This is a genomic window from Myroides sp. LJL116 (assembly GCF_054871685.1).
Window position 1 is genome coordinate 49,945 of sequence record NZ_JBTXLR010000015.1, and the last position, 17,772, is coordinate 67,716.

Genomic DNA, 17,772 nt, shown 5'->3' on the forward strand with positions numbered 1-17,772 from the left:
ATAACCTTCTTTGCTAAAAAAACATTGCCTCTGCCCTTTAAAAGGCAAAGATCTTTTTACAAAGACTATTTACCTATAACCAAAATTAAAACCTGAACATGCACAATTTAGACAACACGGATTTAAAGCTCTTAGAAATCCTGGGGAATAATTCAGATTTAACCACTAAGGAATTAGCCCAAATGGTAAATTTATCCCCTACCCCTGTTTTTGAAAGAGTTAAACGCTTAAAAAAAGAAGGATACATAAAGAAGTACATCGCCTTAATTGACCCTGAAAAATTAAATAGAGGCTTTATTGTATTTTGTCACGTCAAGTTAAAACAACACCGTAGATTATTACACAATAAATTCATACAAGACATCGATTTAATTGATGAAGTAGTAGAATGCTATAACGTGTCTGGAGAATTTGATTTCTTATTAAAAGTCTATGCCAATGATATGAAACATTACCAAGATTTTGTCTTCAACAAACTCTCTGTTTTAGACAGCATTGGAAGTACGCATAGTTCTTTTGTAATGAGAGAGATTAAAAACCAACATAATATAGCAGTTGGATTAGTGCAAAGCAATGGGTAGAGGTGGCTTTACACTAGCTTAAACAATGAATAAAAAGTGAAAAAAATCACCACTTACAAGGTACTCTTTATCCAAAGTTTAAAGTCTAGCTGTGTAATAACTTAAGATTAGCACAAATGGATGACAAACTAACCCATACATTTATTTTGTGCTTTTCTAAAAAAAAATAAAAATAATAATAGTCTTTTTTAAACAAAGGAAGACCACTCCTTTTATGCTTTGGAAAATTACAAAGCATATTCGATAAAGACTACTAATGGTTTGTTATATTAATCTTTCTTTTTGCTTATAATTTATTAAAATACTTTTTAAAAACTATAAACATAGTGCGATTAAGAAATTCAATCAACTTGCTTAATGAAAAGCGGTAAACACAAATTCGTCTATTACTTGTTTTCTATAGCGCAAATATAATAACAGTTTTTTAAAAAAAATACTTTTTTTAGCTCAACCCCCTATTTTCTTTAGTGAAGCATATCAAAAACAACACTAAAACGTATCAACACCCCCTTCAAAAATCCTTAACCAACCTATCAATTGATTTTTTAAACTATTATAAATCAATTTTTAGTGTCACCACTGCCAATAAAAACCCCTCTTCACTACAAAATTTCTCTTGTTGAATATTTTTTTTACTAAAATTCCAAATTATGCAGTTTTAATGTTTTTTTCCACTTAGTAAATTACAAAAGCACCATAAAAAAAGCTAAAACAGTAGCTAAAAGGCCTATATTTTTAGTTATATTTGTTAGGCAAGGCATTCTTGTAAAAAAATAATCACCTAAAAAACTATAGTATGAAAACACTTGGATGGATTGGTCTAGGCAATATGGGCACACCAATGGCTATTAATTTATTGAAAAAGAATTATTCAATAACCTATCTTCAAAGAAACTCTAAAGATGTTTCCACTACTGAGCAATTTGGGGCTAAGCCAAGCCAAGACTTAAAAGAAGTTATCCAAAATGGAGAAGTGATTTTTTTAACCTTACCAAACGATGCAGTTTGTAGAGAAGTTTTTCAACAAATCATTACTTACCCTATTAAAGGAAAAACCTTTATAAACTCTAGTACCATTTCACCACAGGCTGCAGTTGAATTCAATACTCTATTGAAAAGCTTTGAAGCCATTTACATAGATGCCCCTGTATCAGGAAGTGTAAAACCAGCCCAAGATGGTACTTTACTGTATTTAATTGGAGCGGATAATGCTCAAATCTACCAAGATGGTATCGAGTTTTTTGAAATTCTTGGAAGCAAACATTATTACCTTGGAGCAGTTGGGATGGGAAGTAAAGCTAAACTAGCTATTAATTACTATATGTCTGTTGTAGTAGATGGATTTGCTCAAACAGTCAATTTTGCAAATCAACAGGGTATTAGCAAAGCAATGATGACTCAAATTGTGAACGATAGCGCATGTGGATCGGCTATGACACAAATTAAAACACCAGGTGTTTTAAAGGATCATTACCCAGTAGCTTTCCCTTTAAAATTCATGCTTAAAGACATTCTTTTGGCTCAAGACCAAGGCTTAGATACTCCTTTGTCACAAGCAGTAAGTGGTGATTACCAAAAAGCCGCTGATTTAGGTTTAGGTGACCTGGACTTAATGGCGGTCATTAGAGCAATAAAATAACCTAAAAAAAGCCAATATATGCAGCATCTTCAGCAAATAATTCAGCAAGCTTGGCTAGATAAAGACTTGCTAAAACAAGACACTGTCCAACAAGCTATATCCAAAGTAATTGCCCTTTTAGATCAAGGGGAGTTACGCATAGCCCAAAAGCAAGATAACAACTGGGTAGTGAACCAATGGATAAAAAAAGCAGTACTTCTTTATTTTAGTATCCAAAAGATGCAAACCATAGAAATGGGGCCATTTGAGTACCATGACAAAATGCCTTTGAAGAAAGATTTTGCACAAAAACAAATTAGAGTAGTACCTAATGCAGTAGCTAGATATGGTTCTTATATTGCTCCAGGAGTTGTACTTATGCCTAGTTACGTAAATATAGGAGCTTATATTGATTCAGGTACGATGGTAGATACATGGGCAACAGTAGGCTCATGCGCCCAAATTGGAAAGGATGTACATTTATCCGGTGGAGTTGGAATTGGTGGAGTTTTAGAACCTTTACAAAACGGACCAGTAATTATTGAAGATGGTGCCTTTATAGGATCTAGATGTATTTTAGTAGAAGGTGTAATTGTAGGAGAGAGAGCCGTTTTAGGGGCAAATGTAGTTATTACTAAATCGACCAAAATAATCGATGTTTCCCAAGACAAACCCATCTATTACAATGGACATATACCTGCGAATTCTGTAGTTATTCCAGGAGCTTATACCAAAGAATTTCCTGCAGGACAATACCAAGTACCTTGCGCTTTAATTATTGGAAAAAGAAAAGAGTCTACTGATTTAAAGACTTCTTTAAACCAAACATTAAGAGATTTTGATATTGCGGTTTAATAACCAATAAAACCTAATAAAGGAGCTGTTTTATATAAAATAGCTCCTTTGTTTTTTACTTAAAACACTACCAACCACCTACACAACAAATACTTAAAGATAAAAAAAGGCAGGATAAAATCTTCTTTTACCCTACCTTGTAATCTATTCAGTTCTCTTTTGGTTATTAATACCCAAATAGCTCTTCTAAGCTTACTTCAATTACCTTTCCAAGCTTCTGAACACTCTGCCAGTCTAATTCCTCTTTCTTGCCCATTAAACCTACGTTATAGGTCTTTGCTTTAACGTGGTTGTCGAAGAAATTCACTAAATCTTGCAATTGCATATCTTTGGTTTGCGTGTAGATATCTTTATTAATATCATAATCTATACCTCGCTTTTTAAGACTTAGCCAATAGTAAAAAATTTGCGCCTTAGTGTAACGAAGGGTTGCAATATTTTTCAAACTCGAGTTCTTAGCATTGTCAAATTGATTTTGAGCTGCAGGCATATTATTCATAAGTTCCATCATAGCATCCACTGCCTGAGGTAATTTATTTGCTTGGGTTCCTACATAAGCAATCACATAGTTATGATTTCCAAGTTTACTTGCGTTAGCATAAGAAGCATAAGCCGAATAAGCTAAACTTTTGCTTTCACGTATCTCTTGAAAAACCACAGATGCCATTCCACCTCCGAAATAATCATTAAAAACACTAGAGTATGCAAGTAAATCTTTGTCAAATAAAGACTCTCTTGAGCGGAAACTAATTTCAGCTTGAACCATTTCATAAGGAGCAAAATATACATTTCTGGCCGTTTCTGGCTCCGCAAAAACTACTGCTGTTGGCACCTTTTGACCCTTACCTAAATTATGGACAGATTTTATCGATTCTTCCACCTGTTTGACTTGGTTTCCATAATAGAAAACATCGTGATTATAGTTAAAAAGTCCATGTATAATACCTACTAACTCGTCTGCTTTAAGCCCTTGTAAGGCTTCTTTAGAAAGCACATTTGTAAATCTACTCAGCTCTCCTTGACTTGCAGTATATGCATTCAAAGCAGCTTTAATGCTATTTTTATTTGTCTTTTGATCCTCTCTACTCTTAAAGTATTGATCTATTAAGTTATCCAAAGCCGTTTGATCTACTTTTGCATTTTTAAATAAATGCTCAACTAAAGCAATACCTTTGTCCATTGATGCATTTAGCCCAGATAGGCTAATAAAACTCTGGTCACTACTTACGGAATAACTAAAACTTATTCCCAATTTATAAAACTCTTCTCTTATTTGAGCTGCCGAATATTTATCGGTTCCCAACAAATCCAAATAATTCAAAGCAGGAAGTAATTTCTTACTATTATCAGCTCCCATATCAAAGATATAAGTAACCGTACCTAGATCATTGGTTGTATTCTCAATATGGTATAAAGTAGAAGTTGGACTTAGTTTACTTTGAGCAATCGCCTTTTTAAAATCAATAAAAACAGGCTCAATTGGCTTTACTTTAATTTCATTTAATTCCTTATAAAACACACTCTCGCTCTCTCTATTAAGATCAATTGGAGTAATACCTGGATTCTCTACATAAACCAAATTGCGTTTATCGCCTTTTCTTTTGTAAACAATTGCATAATTATCCTTGTAATTCTCTTTGGCAAACTTAACAATGTCCGCTTTGGTGATTTTAGCCATTTGATCAATTTCTGAAACTACCTCTTGCCAAGATCTACCTTGAACAAAAGCTGTATACATCTCCGAGCCCATACCTTGGTAACTTTCAAGGTTTTTCATAGCATCTACTCTTGCTTCGTTAATAACAGCCTCTAATAGCCACTGTGGGAAATCCCCATCTTTTACTTTTTGAATTTGATCCAAGATCAATTGCTGTACCTCTTCTAAAGTTTGTCCTTGATTTGGGTAACCTGAAAAATAACTCACAGAGTAATCTTTCAAAACCAAAGACATACTTCCTGCTTGTAATGCAGCTTGCTTTTGATTAATATTTAAGTCTATTAATCCAGCTGTACCGTTGGTAAGAAGTAAGTCAATCATCTTTACATATAGAGGATCCTGGCTTTTTACTCCATCAAAACGAAAGGCAAATTGGACATTCTCGGCCTCGGGAGAAAATATTTCACGACTTTGAATTTTAGTAAGAGGCTTCTCAAGGGCTACATACTCCACAATATCTTTAGAGGACTTAAAATCTCCAAAATAATTATTGACCATTTCTATAGTAGGCTCAAACTCTAAATCTCCTACCAATACAATAGCCATATTATTGGCAACATAATATTTATTAAAGTAATCTTTAATAGCTATCATAGAAGGGTTTTTAAGGTGTTCCGAAGTACCGATAGTAGTTTGTTGCCCGTAATTAGATTCGGGAAATAACATTTGAAAGATAGCCTCAAAAACAGCTCTTCCATCATTGTCCTGTCCACGATTAAACTCCTCATAAACCGCTTCTAATTCGGTATGAAACAAACGCAAAACAAGTTCTGAAAATCGCTCGGACTCTATAAATAGGAATTTATCTAATTCATTAGATGGTATGGTATTTTGATATACGGTTTCTTCAAACCAAGTATGAGCATTTGTTCCTACAGCTCCTAAAGTAGCCACAGACTTATCATACTCATTAGCTATTGCAAAGGAAGAGGCTATTTTGGATATAGAGTCTATTTGCTGGTACAAAGATTTTTTCACTTCAGGGTTATTCTCCGCCTTGTGCTTTTCATATAAATCTTCAATTTGCTGTAGATACTGTTGTTCAATTTCCCAATTGCTAGTTCCTAATTTACTAGTTCCCTTAAATAACATATGCTCTAAATAATGGGCTAAACCAGTATTGTCACTAGGATCGCTATTCGATCCAGCCCTTACAGGAATATAAGTTTGTATAATAGGCTTATCTTTAATTTGTGCTAAGTATACTTTAAGGCCATTACTTAAGGTATAAACCCTAGTTTTAGAAGGGTCATTTTCTACAATTTCATAGGTAAACCCTTTAGAATCCGTTTGCTTTACAGTACGAAACTGGGCATGTAGTATGGAGGAGAGAAAAAATACTGCCCCTAGGAGTATAAACTTCTTTATCATAATTATTAAGTTAAGGTTGTTAATCCTGATAAAGTAAGTGAAAAAAGACTTACTTTTAAAATAAAACCCAATCGAATTTAAAAAACATTTTATCCTCTACCATTTTACTATCAGTAAGTTAAGAGAAAAAAAAACTATTTAACCTATAGCACGTGCAATCAAGGCATTAACTAATACAATGAATACCTATTGGTTTTATTTTTCTTAGATTTTTGTTCCCTTTTGGCTACAAAACAGCATTAACTCTATTATTGAAACACAAGCATACTTAATTCTCTATACAGAGCTAATTTACAATAGGATAAAAAAGGCGTAAAAAACCCAAGTTAAAAGGCATTATAAAAAAAATACAGAGTCTTTAAAACTTATATAATTGCTTTTAACAAGGCAAACCCCAACTATATACCAAAGCTAAAATCAAACTATAACTCTATTGTTTAACACCCTTAAGAATAGTTTTTTTATTGACTTTTTTTAGCTACTTTTGCACCTTACAACAACAACTTAATATTCATAACATAATGATTCATTTCTTCGAAAACCCTTCGAGAAAGTTCTATGCTGTTGAAGCTCAGAACGATTTATCTAATGAAGATATCCAAAAGTTAAACTGGTTATTTGGTAATGCACAATACTTAAACCAAACCAGTCTTGACAAGGCTTTAGTAGGACCTCGCGCAACTATGGTAACTCCATGGAGTACTAATGCGGTGGAAATTACTCAAAACATGGCAATCCAAGGAATTACACGTATTGAAGAATTTCAAACTCAAGAAGACACACAGGACTTTGATCCAATGTTATCTCAGAAATTTGCCGGTTTAGACCAAAATATCTTCCACATAGATATTGCACCAGAGAAAATCATCTATATTGATGATATTCAAGCGTACAACCAACAAGAAGGTTTAGCTTTAAACCAAGAGGAAGTAGAATATCTAAATAACTTATCTGAAAAATTACAACGTAAATTAACCGACTCTGAAGTATTCGGTTTCTCACAAGTAAACTCAGAGCACTGTCGTCACAAAATATTTGGTGGAACATTTATTATTGATGGACAAGAAAAACCAAGTTCTTTATTTAACTTAATTAAAGAAACTTCAAAACAAAACCCTAACGATATCGTATCTGCTTATAAAGATAACGTTGCTTTTATCAAAGGACCTAAAGTAACGCAATTCGCACCAAAATCAGCAGATAAACCTGACTTTTACCAAGAAACAGATTTCGATTCTGTAATTTCTTTAAAAGCAGAAACACATAACTTCCCTACTACAGTAGAGCCATTTAATGGAGCTGCAACAGGTTCAGGAGGTGAGATTCGTGACCGTTTAGCAGGTGGACAAGGTTCATTACCATTAGCGGGAACAGCAGTTTACATGACAGCTTACTCTCGTTTATTATCTGACCGTCCATGGGAACAAAAAGTACAAGAAAGACAATGGTTATACCAAAGTCCTATCGATATTTTAATCAAAGCCTCTAATGGTGCTTCTGATTTTGGAAACAAATTTGGACAGCCATTAATTACTGGTTCTGTATTGACTTTCGAACACCAAGAACAAGATCAAACTCTTGGATACGACAAAGTTATTATGCAAGCTGGAGGTATTGGTTATGGTAAATTAGACCAAGCAATTAAACACACTCCAGAACAAGGAGATCAAATCGTAATCTTAGGAGGTGAAAACTACCGTATCGGTATGGGAGGTGCAGCAGTATCTTCTGCCAACACAGGAGCTTTTGGTTCAGGAATTGAATTAAATGCTATCCAACGTAGTAACCCAGAGATGCAAAAAAGAGCTGCCAATGCAATTCGTGGAATGGTTGAATCAGAGCACAATCCAATTGTATCTATTCACGATCACGGAGCTGGTGGACACTTAAACTGTTTGTCTGAATTAGTAGAAGAAACAGGTGGTAATATTGATTTAGACAAATTACCTATTGGAGACCCTACTTTATCAGCAAAAGAAACTATTGGAAATGAGTCTCAAGAAAGAATGGGACTTGTTATTGGTAAAAAAGACATCGAGATCTTAGAGCGAGTAGCTGAAAGAGAACGTGCGCCAATGTATACAGTAGGAGAAGTGACTAATGATGATCGCTTTACTATTGAATCTAAAACAAAAGGGGACAAACCAATGGATTTTGCCCTAAGTGATATGTTTGGAAGTTCTCCAAAAACAATCATGGAAGATTCTACAAAAGAGCAAACTTTTGAAGAATTAGAATACCAAAGCAAAGACATCCCTATGTACTTAGACCAAGTTTTACAATTAGAAGCAGTAGCTTGTAAAGACTGGTTAACAAACAAAGTGGACCGTTGTGTTGGTGGTAGAGTTGCTAAACAACAATGTGCAGGACCTCTTCAATTACCTTTAAATAACTTAGGAGCTATGGCTTTAGATTTTAAAGGAAAAGAAGGAGTTGCTACAAGTATTGGACATGCTCCAGTTGTTGCTTTAATTGACCCTGCTAAAGGAAGTAGAAATGCAATTGCAGAGGCTTTATCAAATATTGTATGGGCTCCATTAAAAGAAGGTTTAAAGAGTGTTTCTCTTTCTGCTAACTGGATGTGGGCTTGTAATAACCCAGGAGAAGATGCGCGTTTATACGATGCTGTAGAGGCTTGTTCTAAATTCGCTATCGATCTTGGAATTAATATTCCAACTGGAAAAGACTCTTTATCTATGAAGCAAAAATATCCAAACCAGGATGTTATTGCTCCAGGAACAGTTATTATATCTGCAGCAGCAAATACTACAGATATCACTAAAATTGTAGAGCCAGTTTTAAAGAAAAGCGCAGGTTCTATCTACTACATCAACTTATCTCAAGATGAGTTACAATTAGGAGGTTCTTCTTTTGCTCAAATTTTAAACAAAATTGGTAACCAAGCACCTACTATTAAAGATGCAGCTTACTTTAAAAACGCATTTAATACTGTACAAGAATTAGTTCAAAAAGGATTAATTGCAGCAGGACACGATATTGGAAGTGGAGGATTAATCACTACTTTATTAGAAATGAGTTTCGCTGATACTAATTTAGGAGCTAACTACGATCTAACAGTATTAAACCAAAAAGATAGCGTTAAGGCATTATTTAACGAAAATATCGCTTTAGTTATCCAGGCTACAAATGACCAAGAATTAGAACAAGTTCTTAAAGCAAATAATATTGCTATTGAGAAAATTGGACAAGTAACGGATAAAGAAGTAGTGAATATCACTAACTTCGAAGATACTTTCTCTTTCGATGTACCTGCAACAAGAGATACTTGGTATAAGACATCTTATTTATTAGATCAAAAACAAAGTAAAAACAATACAGCTACTGAGCGTTTTAACAACTATAAAAATCAGAGATTAAACTTTGATTTCCCAGCAGATTTCGATGGTAAATTACCTGTAATTGACCCGAGTAAACCACGTCCAAAAGCGGCTATTATCCGTGAAAAAGGAAGTAACTCAGAGAGAGAAGTTGCCAATGCAATGTATGCAGCTGGATTTGATGTAAAAGACGTTCACATGACAGACTTAATCAGTGGTCGTGAAACTTTAGAAGATATCCAATTCATTGGAGCTGTTGGAGGATTCTCTAACTCGGATGTACTTGGTTCTGCTAAAGGATGGGCTGGAGCATTTTTATACAACGAAAAAGCTAACACAGCATTAAAGAACTTCTTTGCAAGAAAAGATACTTTATCTGTTGGTATTTGTAACGGATGTCAATTGTTCATGGAATTGGAGTTAATTAACCCAGAACACCCAGAGCACGGAAAAATGTTACATAACAACTCTGCAAAACACGAGAGTAACTTTACATCAGTAACTGTACAGCCAAATAACTCTGTAATGTTATCTTCTTTAGCTGGAAGTACTTTAGGAGTTTGGATTTCTCATGGAGAAGGTAAATTTAACCTACCACAAGAAGAATCTGCTTATGATATTGTAGCTAAATATGCTTACCAAGAATATCCTGCAAACCCTAACGGTTCAGATTATAACACCGCTATGATGTGTGATTCAACAGGTCGTCACTTAGTGATGATGCCACACATTGAGCGTTCTTTATTCCAATGGCATTGGGCTAACTACCCAGAGGGAAGAAACGACCAAGTTTCTCCTTGGATGCAAGCTTTCGTAAATGCGAAAAACTGGATCGAAGAAAACAATGCAAAATAATAAGCAAAGTTTATAAATAGCAAAAGGCTGTCTTTTTTAAGGCAGCCTTTTCTTATTTATATATTCTGTAAAACTTAGCTCTTTGATGAGCTTCTTTTGTATTTATCTTATTACACACTATATACTTCATTATAAAGTTACTTTGTCTTGTCTAAGTGCCTTTGCTGCAGAATTTGTTCTACTTCTAAAAGGCTATATCCCTTCACTCTTAAAAGCAATAAGTAGTGGTATAATAAATCAGCAGCCTCGTTTAAAAAAAGTTCTTTTTCATCCCTCATTGCCTCTATAACAAGCTCTACTGCTTCCTCACCTACTTTTTGAGCTACCTTATTTATTCCTCTAGAAGCTAAAGTAGCTGTATAGGAATCAGCCTGATTTTCCTGAAGCTTATCTAGGAGGATTTTCTCTAGCTTTAAAACAAAGCTTTGTCTTTGCAGTGCCTGTGCAGAATCTTCTTTACTATCTTCTCTTTGCTCTGAAACTAGATCAAAACACGATCTATTACCTGTATGGCATACTGGGCCTTGTGGCTGTACCTGAATAAGTAAGGCATCTTTATCACAATCTAAAGTAATTTGAACAATAGATAAGTAATTTCCAGAAGTCTCCCCTTTTGTCCATAAACGCTTTTTACTTCTACTGTAAAAACTAACCCTATTTTGCTGTATACTTTGGTTGTAAGCTTCCTTATTCATATAACCAAGCATTAGCACCTCTTTAGTAGTACTACACTGTATAATAGCAGGCACTAAGCCATCTCCTTTATTAAAATCGATATATTCTTGCATTTTCTTATTTGTTTGTTTGCTTAATGGCCTTTTTAATTTGATCTACACTTACTTCGTTATAGTGAAATACACTAGCCCCTAAAGCACCAGTTGCCTTTGTTTTTTCAAATACCTCTACAAAATCACTTACCTTTCCTGCTCCACCGGAGGCAATTACTCCAATAGAAACACTATGGGCAATCTCTTTGGTAATATCTAAAGCAAAACCCTGACACTGTCCATCGTTATTCATGGAGGTTAGAAGAATTTCGCCAGCACCTAAACGCTCTACTTCTTGGGCCCATTCTACTGCTTTGTATTTACTTTGAATATTCCCGCCATGGGTGAAAACCCACCATTGTCCGTCTATGTTTTTCACATCAATAGCCACCACTACTTTACTAGAACCAAGACATTTAACTAATTCTTTTATTAAATTCGGATTTTCAATAGCACTAGAATTAATAGCTATCTTGCTTGCTCCACTTTGTATAATAGCCTTGGCTTGCTCCAAAGTTTTTATACCTCCTCCTATACAAAAAGGAGTGGATATTTTGTCTTTTATCTTTTTTACTAATTGCAAAAAAGGCTCTCTTTGCTCTACTGTAGCGCTAATATCTAAAAAGACTAACTCATCTACTTGTTGATTTTGGTACTCTAAAGCCATTGCAATAGGATCTCCTAAAGTTTTTAAATTAACAAAGTTTACTCCCTTTACAACCTTATCGCCTAAGATGTCCATACATGCGATTATTCTGTTTTCTACCATAACTTTTCGATCTGTTTTAATGTGATTTTATTCTCATAAATAGCCTTGCCAACTATTGTTGCGTAACATCCTATTTCCTTTAGCCTATATAGGTCTTCTACACAAGAAATTCCCCCAGATGCAATCAAAGAAATGTCTCCCTGAGCTAGTATGTCTTCATACAAGGAAAAACTTGGTCCCTCTAACATACCATCCTTATCAATATCTGTTACAATACTATACTTTATGCCTTTTTGCATATAATTATTCAGATAAGGTAGGATTTGATCTTTACTATCCTCTAGCCATCCTCTGGTTTTAATACGCCCATTTTGGCAATCCGCTCCTAGAATAATTTTCTCACTTCCATAGAAATCTAACCAGGTTAAGAATAAATCCGGCTCTAAGCTAGCCACACTTCCTATACTTACTTGATTGGCTCCACATTCAAAAGCAATAGATAAATCCTTATCGGTAGATAGTCCACCTGAAAAATCTACTTTTAAATTCGTTTTCACACAAATAGCCTCTAGTGCATTATAATTTATCACCCTACCAGACTTAGCTCCATCTAAATCTACTAAGTGAAGATGGGTAATTCCATGATCCTCATATCTCTTAGCTACTTCTACCACATCGGCAGAGTAAACTTTTTGGGTAGAGAAGTCCCCTTTACTAAGGCGAACACATTTACCTTGAATAATATCTATAGCTGGAATAATTTTCATTGTTTCTTTTATTATATACCTCTTTTAAAAACACTCTAACGCAAGATTAAAAGAGCTATTAGTCCATAATGTAAGTTTTACAAAACTCCCTTTGTGCTTGGAATAGAGTAAATAGTATTTTTAGTTACTGCCATTTTTAATGCTTTAGCAAAGCACTTAAATATAGCTTCAATTTTGTGGTGTTCATTTTCCCCACTAGCCTCAATGTTTATATTACATCCTGCTCCTTGGCAAAAACTTGCAAAAAAATGCTCGAACATCTCACAGGGCATATCCCCTATCTTTTCTCTTTTAAAGTCGGCTTTCCAAACCAAATAAGGTCTATTGCTAAAATCTAAGGCCACTTGAGCTAAACAATCGTCCATAGGCAGGCAGAATCCATATCGTTCAATGGCCTTTTTACTACCTAAAGCCTCTTGAAAGGCCTGACCTAGAGCAAGTCCAGTATCTTCAATGGTATGGTGCTCATCTACCCATAAATCCCCTTTAACCTGTACCGATAGACCAATATTCCCATGCTTATTAATTTGGGTAAGCATGTGATCAAAAAAGCCTAATCCAGTTTGTATACTACTATCTTGAGCCCAATCTAAATTAACCGCCACATCGATGGTTGTTTCTTTGGTTACTCTTGTCACTTTAGAGGTGCGAAAGATTTGTTTTAAGTAAGTATAGATTAGCTGCCAATCTTCACAAACCAAGGCGCACTGGCTAGTATCTTGGTTTTGGAAAGCACTTTGAGCATCTTGAATTAAAATACTCTGAGCACCTAAGTTTTTTGCTAGCTCTATATCTGTTGGTCTATCCCCTATTACAAAAGAATTAGCCAGATCATAATTGCCATAGATGTATTTACCAAGCATACCCACTCCAGGCTTTCTATTAATAGAATTTTCCTCTGGTAAAGAAGGATCAATATAAATATCCTTAAACTCTACCCCTTGACTCTTTAGAAGATCTATCATAGCATTTTGTACAGGCCAAAAATCCTCGCTAGGAAAACTTGTGGTTCCCATACCATCTTGATTAGATACTAAAACTAAATCATAATCCAATTCTAATGCTATACGACTTAAAGCCACTACGGCATTTTTCACATAACTAACTTTGGAGAAACAATCGATTTGAAAGTCTTCTGGTTCTTTCAAAATAGTTCCATCTCTATCTATAAATAATACTTTTTTACGCATTTTCAATTTGTTTTAAACTTTGGATTACTAATTGGTTTTGCTCAGGACTACCTATGGTTATACGTAAAGAGTCCTTTACCACAGAGGTTCTATTACGAACGATAATGCCTTTACTTTGCAGGTATTCAAACACCTTTTTGGCATCTTTAAAAACCACTAAAATAAAGTTAGCATCACTAGGATATACCTTTTGGACAATACTTAAAGAGGATAATTGTTTTACTAAAATATTTTTTTGCTCTAGAATACTTTGGCAATTGTCTTTCATCTTTTGGGGATCACTTACAATCTTTAGGGCCTGGTTTTGATTGAGCTCACTAATATTATACGGAGACTTTACTTTATTAAATACCTTGACTAATTCCTTGTCCATAAAGGCCATTCCCAATCGAACCCCTGCCCCTGCCCAGGCTTTAGATAAGGTTTGCATCACAATGACATTTTTATACCTTAAAAAAACATTTTCTAGCTCATTAAATTCTACAAAGTCTATATAAGCCTGATCTAAAACTACAATACCTTCAAATTCTTTTATTAATCGAATCACATTTTTGGTATCAAGTAGGTTTCCACTTGGATTATTCACCTGACAAATAAAAAGAACCTTTGCTTTTTCTACAGCTAATACCTTATCAACTACTTTGGAAGTTAGGGTAAAGTCAGTATCTAAATCAACTCCTACTACTTGGGTTTGGTGAATATCAGCATATACCTTATACATGCCATAGGTAGGTTGTAAAACCACCACTTTATCTTGCAAGGGTTGGCAAAAAATGCGGTACACCAAATCAATCACCTCATCACTACCATTGGATAAGAATATATTTTCTGACTTAATGGATTTTACCTTACTTATCTGTGCTTTTAGTTTTTTTTGCAAAGGATCACAATAACGATTATACTCTCCCTTTGGACTCTCGTTAGCATCTAAGTAAATATACTTCTGGCTTTGGGTGGTATTATCCTCTTCTCTAGCACTAGTATAAGGAACTAAATTCCAGATATTCTCTCGAATTAGGCTTTTAAAATCTAGATTATTTTTCATTGTCAATTTTTTTAAGTCGAATACTAACTGCTTGTTCGTGGGCCATTAATCCCTCACTCAAAGCCATGGTCTGGATACTTGGACCCAGATTTAAAAGACCTTGCTTACTTATGGATTGGAAGGTTATTTCCTTTGTGAAGCTACCTAAGCTAACTCCAGAATACATCCTAGCATATCCTCCTGTGGGTAATGTATGATTGGTTCCTGAGGCATAATCTCCAGCGCTCTCACAAGTATATTTACCCAAGAACACACTACCTGCATTTTTAATCTGATCAACATATTGCTCAGGATTTTCAACATTGATAATTAAGTGCTCCGGAGCATATCTATTACTAAAGTCAATACACTGATCAATAGTATCAAAACAAACGGCAAAACTATTAACTAAAGCCTTCTCTATGATATCTTTACGAGGTAAAGACTGCATTTGTTGGGTTATGGATTCTTGCACTTGCTTTATTTTATCCATAGAGTTACTAAGTAATACTACTTGAGAATCTGCTCCGTGTTCACATTGACTCAATAAGTCACTTGCCACAAAATCCGCATCACTACCATTATCTGCTATAACTAAAACCTCGCTAGGTCCAGCTGGCATATCAATACCTACCCCCTCTACTTGTACAAGTTCCTTTGCTTTGGTTACCCACTGATTACCTGGTCCGAAGATTTTATCTACCTTCTTTACACTTTGTGTACCATAAGCCATGGCAGCTATGGCCTGGGCTCCCCCAATTTTATAAATGGTTTCAATACCCAGTAAACTAGCTACATATAGCACTTCAACGGCCACACTTTGGTCTTTTTGACAAGGAGTACATAAAACAATGCTAGGGCATTTTGCAATTTTAGCAGGAATCCCAAGCATCAATAAAGTGCTAAAAAGTGGAGCAGATCCACCTGGAATATACAACCCCACTCTATCAATAGGGACTGAACGCCTAAAACACTCTACTCCTTTAGTAGTGGTTATCACTGGGTGGTTTATTACCTGGCTAGAGTGAAAAGTGTATATATTATTATAGGCTATTTTGATGGCCTGCTTTAACTGGGGAGAAATTTTGTTTTGAGCCTCTTGGATCTCAGCCTTGCTTACTGTCAAAGTATCCAAAGCCACTTTGTCCAATTCTAAAGTTAGATCATAAAGCGCCTGATCTTTTTGCTGCTTTACCCTTTGTAATATTGCCTCTACCTTGGGTCCTAATTCTTTGTTAGTAGCACTTGGTCTTTGACACAAAGCTGACCAGTACTCTTGACTAATAGTGTTATATACTTTCATAGTGCAAAATTTAAAGGATCATTTTTTCTATTGGAAGCACTAAAATACCTTGTGCACCGGCTTGTTTCAATCGTTGTATATTGGACCAAAAGTCATCCTCATTTATTACCGAGTGAACCGAGCTCCATCCCTTGGTAGCAAGGGGAAAGATACTTGGACTTTTCACTCCTGGTAAAATGCTGATTATTTGCTCTATGCTTTGATTTGGAGCATTAAGTAAAATGTATTTGTTTTCCTTAGATAGTAAAAGAGCGTTTATTCTTTCCACTAGCTGATTCAGCACATTTGTTTTTTCTTGGGATAACTCTTTGGATTTTATCAAAATAGCTTGGCTAAACAAAATACTCTCTACTTCTTTTAATCCGTTACTCATAAGGGTAGAACCACTACTTACTATATCACAAACTCCTTGAGCAAGACCAATACTAGGGGCTATTTCTACACTTCCAGAAATAGTTTCAATGGTAGCTTGTATCTTATTTTCATCTAAAAACTTTTGTAATAATACAGGATAGGAAGTGGCTATTTTCTTTCCTTGGAAATAATCTAAGCCGGTGTAATCTGCATCTTTAGTAACGGCTAGAGAAAGTCTACAAGCAGAGAATCCCAATTTTCGAACAATATCTAAGTCTAGGTTCTCCTCCAAAAAGACATTCTCCCCTACAATTCCAATATCTGCAATATTATTTTGAACATATCTTGGAATATCGTCATCTCTTAAGAACAAAACCTCTAAGGGAAAGTTGGTACTTTGTGCAATTAATTTACCTGCACCATAGGGAATCTTTATGCCACATTCTTTAAGAAGTTCTAAAGATTTTTCACTTAATCTGCCACCTTTTTGAATGGCTAAAGTTAATTTACTCATCGTTTTAATATTTTTAAAACCCTTTTAAATTAACAAACAGGAAAGTAAGACTATACAAATGCGTATAAAAACAAAAAATCCCGTTTGACAACTCAAACGGGATAATTAGTTATTTTATTTGTTACAACATCACAACATTATCTGCTCGCTTTGAGTGCAAGTGAAAATGATGATGATGATGTAATTTATTTGAAAACATTTTTTGTCGTATTTGTATAAGGCAAATGTATATAAAAATTCTTCTTGTCAAAATTTAAAATTCATTTTTATTGTTTTTTATTTTATTTTACCTCGAAAACACTAATATAAAATATTCATAATCAGAAGTTTATATTTATTTAAAAAATTGCAAAAATAAATCAAACTTATTCTTTATTCCATCTTTAAAGTTAGCTTTTGGTTAATTTCCTACTGTGTAAATGTTCAAAAATGATCCATAACGACATCTGTTTTTTGAGAATTAGTAGAATTAACTATTATAAACTAATCTTTATTATAATTTGAAATAGCATGTCTTACTTGTAAAAAGTACCATTACTTACTATGCTGTTTTTAGGTTTTTTAACTTTAAATTATCGCGTATATATTTTAAAATTTCAAGTATTTACACACTACTAAAAGGACTTTGACCCTACTACTATTAGCTATAATTTTAAAATAAAAGCCCTTTATTATATTTCTATAGACATGCCCCAAAAAGTTAGACACTTTTTGGGGCATTTTTTATGAGTAAAAAACAGATATATAATTATGAATTTAAGTTGCGTTTAGTAACTATAATTTCAAATGGGGAGAATAGTATAAAAGGG

The 17,772-nt window shown here is 34.4% G+C and carries 11 protein-coding genes and 1 pseudogene; 4 read left to right on the plus strand and 8 right to left on the minus strand.

Translation table 11 applies throughout. The annotated features are described in order from the left end of the window. Positions 1-98 precede the first annotated feature (98 nt). The 3 genes and pseudogenes from ACYSNM_RS11080 to ACYSNM_RS11090 all read left to right on the plus strand — a co-directional run bounded on the left by ACYSNM_RS11080 (position 99) and on the right by ACYSNM_RS11090 (position 3,054). Positions 99-581 carry an Lrp/AsnC family transcriptional regulator gene (locus ACYSNM_RS11080; RefSeq protein ID WP_461756969.1) on the plus strand — a complete coding sequence of 161 codons (483 nt, stop codon included), beginning with the start codon at positions 99-101 and terminating at the stop codon, positions 579-581. 793 nt (positions 582-1,374) lie between these two features. Next, positions 1,375-2,220, plus strand: a pseudogene (locus ACYSNM_RS11085) (NAD(P)-dependent oxidoreductase); the annotation flags it as partial. A gap of 18 nt (positions 2,221-2,238) precedes the next feature. Next, positions 2,239-3,054, plus strand: a complete 816-nt coding sequence (locus ACYSNM_RS11090) for a 2,3,4,5-tetrahydropyridine-2,6-dicarboxylate N-succinyltransferase (protein ID WP_461756970.1) — start codon at positions 2,239-2,241, stop codon at positions 3,052-3,054. A 166-nt stretch (positions 3,055-3,220) separates the two neighbouring features. Here the strand turns inward: ACYSNM_RS11090 and ACYSNM_RS11095 are convergent, their stop codons facing one another. Next, entirely contained in the window at positions 3,221-6,142 is a 2,922-nt protein-coding gene (locus ACYSNM_RS11095) for a M16 family metallopeptidase (protein WP_461756971.1), read from the minus strand. 521 nt (positions 6,143-6,663) lie between these two features. Between ACYSNM_RS11095 and purL the strand changes: the two genes are divergently transcribed. After that, positions 6,664-10,335 carry a phosphoribosylformylglycinamidine synthase gene (gene purL, locus ACYSNM_RS11100; protein ID WP_461756972.1) on the plus strand — a complete coding sequence of 1,224 codons (3,672 nt, stop codon included), beginning with the start codon at positions 6,664-6,666 and terminating at the stop codon, positions 10,333-10,335. Positions 10,336-10,472: 137 nt separating this feature from the next. On the opposite strand, the gene hisIE is transcribed toward purL, so the two are convergent. The 7 genes from hisIE to hisG form a co-directional block, all read right to left on the minus strand. Then, complete coding sequence (gene hisIE, locus ACYSNM_RS11105; protein ID WP_461756973.1) at positions 10,473-11,123, minus strand: bifunctional phosphoribosyl-AMP cyclohydrolase/phosphoribosyl-ATP diphosphatase HisIE; 651 nt, start codon at positions 11,121-11,123, stop codon at positions 10,473-10,475. Positions 11,124-11,127: 4 nt separating this feature from the next. Next, on the minus strand, positions 11,128-11,871 hold the full coding sequence (gene hisF, locus ACYSNM_RS11110; RefSeq protein WP_461756974.1) for an imidazole glycerol phosphate synthase subunit HisF: 744 nt from the start codon (positions 11,869-11,871) through the stop codon (positions 11,128-11,130). Beyond that, on the minus strand, positions 11,865-12,578 hold the full coding sequence (locus tag ACYSNM_RS11115) for a 1-(5-phosphoribosyl)-5-[(5-phosphoribosylamino)methylideneamino]imidazole-4-carboxamide isomerase (protein WP_461756975.1): 714 nt from the start codon (positions 12,576-12,578) through the stop codon (positions 11,865-11,867). The genes hisF and ACYSNM_RS11115 overlap by 7 nt, the downstream gene beginning before the upstream one ends. Positions 12,579-12,655: 77 nt before the next feature. Further along, the gene (hisB, locus tag ACYSNM_RS11120; RefSeq protein ID WP_461756976.1) at positions 12,656-13,768 is read right to left on the minus strand and encodes a bifunctional histidinol-phosphatase/imidazoleglycerol-phosphate dehydratase HisB; all 1,113 of its coding nucleotides are present in this window, start codon (positions 13,766-13,768) and stop codon (positions 12,656-12,658) included. Next, positions 13,761-14,813, minus strand: coding sequence for a histidinol-phosphate transaminase (hisC, locus tag ACYSNM_RS11125; RefSeq protein WP_461756977.1), 1,053 nt, complete (start codon positions 14,811-14,813; stop codon positions 13,761-13,763). Before hisC ends, hisB begins: the two co-directional genes overlap by 8 nt. Next, a complete protein-coding gene (gene hisD, locus ACYSNM_RS11130) occupies positions 14,803-16,095 on the minus strand; it encodes a histidinol dehydrogenase (RefSeq protein WP_461756978.1) in 1,293 nt (430 codons plus the stop codon). The genes hisC and hisD overlap by 11 nt, the downstream gene beginning before the upstream one ends. Before the next feature lie 10 nt (positions 16,096-16,105). Continuing rightward, on the minus strand, positions 16,106-16,963 hold the full coding sequence (gene hisG, locus ACYSNM_RS11135; RefSeq protein WP_461756979.1) for an ATP phosphoribosyltransferase: 858 nt from the start codon (positions 16,961-16,963) through the stop codon (positions 16,106-16,108). Positions 16,964-17,772 lie beyond the last annotated feature (809 nt).

What these genes read in the sequence shown, in the direction of transcription:
- hisG (WP_461756979.1), bottom strand. Translation starts at nt 16,963, where the DNA reads ATGAGTAAATTAACTTTAGCCATTCAAAAAGGTGGCAGATTAAGTGAA.
- ACYSNM_RS11095 (WP_461756971.1), bottom strand. Translation starts at nt 6,142, where the DNA reads ATGATAAAGAAGTTTATACTCCTAGGGGCAGTATTTTTTCTCTCCTCC.
- hisIE (WP_461756973.1), bottom strand. Translation starts at nt 11,123, where the DNA reads ATGCAAGAATATATCGATTTTAATAAAGGAGATGGCTTAGTGCCTGCT.
- ACYSNM_RS11080 (WP_461756969.1), top strand. Translation starts at nt 99, where the DNA reads ATGCACAATTTAGACAACACGGATTTAAAGCTCTTAGAAATCCTGGGG.
- ACYSNM_RS11115 (WP_461756975.1), bottom strand. Translation starts at nt 12,578, where the DNA reads ATGAAAATTATTCCAGCTATAGATATTATTCAAGGTAAATGTGTTCGC.
- ACYSNM_RS11090 (WP_461756970.1), top strand. Translation starts at nt 2,239, where the DNA reads ATGCAGCATCTTCAGCAAATAATTCAGCAAGCTTGGCTAGATAAAGAC.
- hisF (WP_461756974.1), bottom strand. Translation starts at nt 11,871, where the DNA reads ATGGTAGAAAACAGAATAATCGCATGTATGGACATCTTAGGCGATAAG.
- hisC (WP_461756977.1), bottom strand. Translation starts at nt 14,813, where the DNA reads ATGAAAAATAATCTAGATTTTAAAAGCCTAATTCGAGAGAATATCTGG.
- purL (WP_461756972.1), top strand. Translation starts at nt 6,664, where the DNA reads ATGATTCATTTCTTCGAAAACCCTTCGAGAAAGTTCTATGCTGTTGAA.
- hisD (WP_461756978.1), bottom strand. Translation starts at nt 16,095, where the DNA reads ATGAAAGTATATAACACTATTAGTCAAGAGTACTGGTCAGCTTTGTGT.
- hisB (WP_461756976.1), bottom strand. Translation starts at nt 13,768, where the DNA reads ATGCGTAAAAAAGTATTATTTATAGATAGAGATGGAACTATTTTGAAA.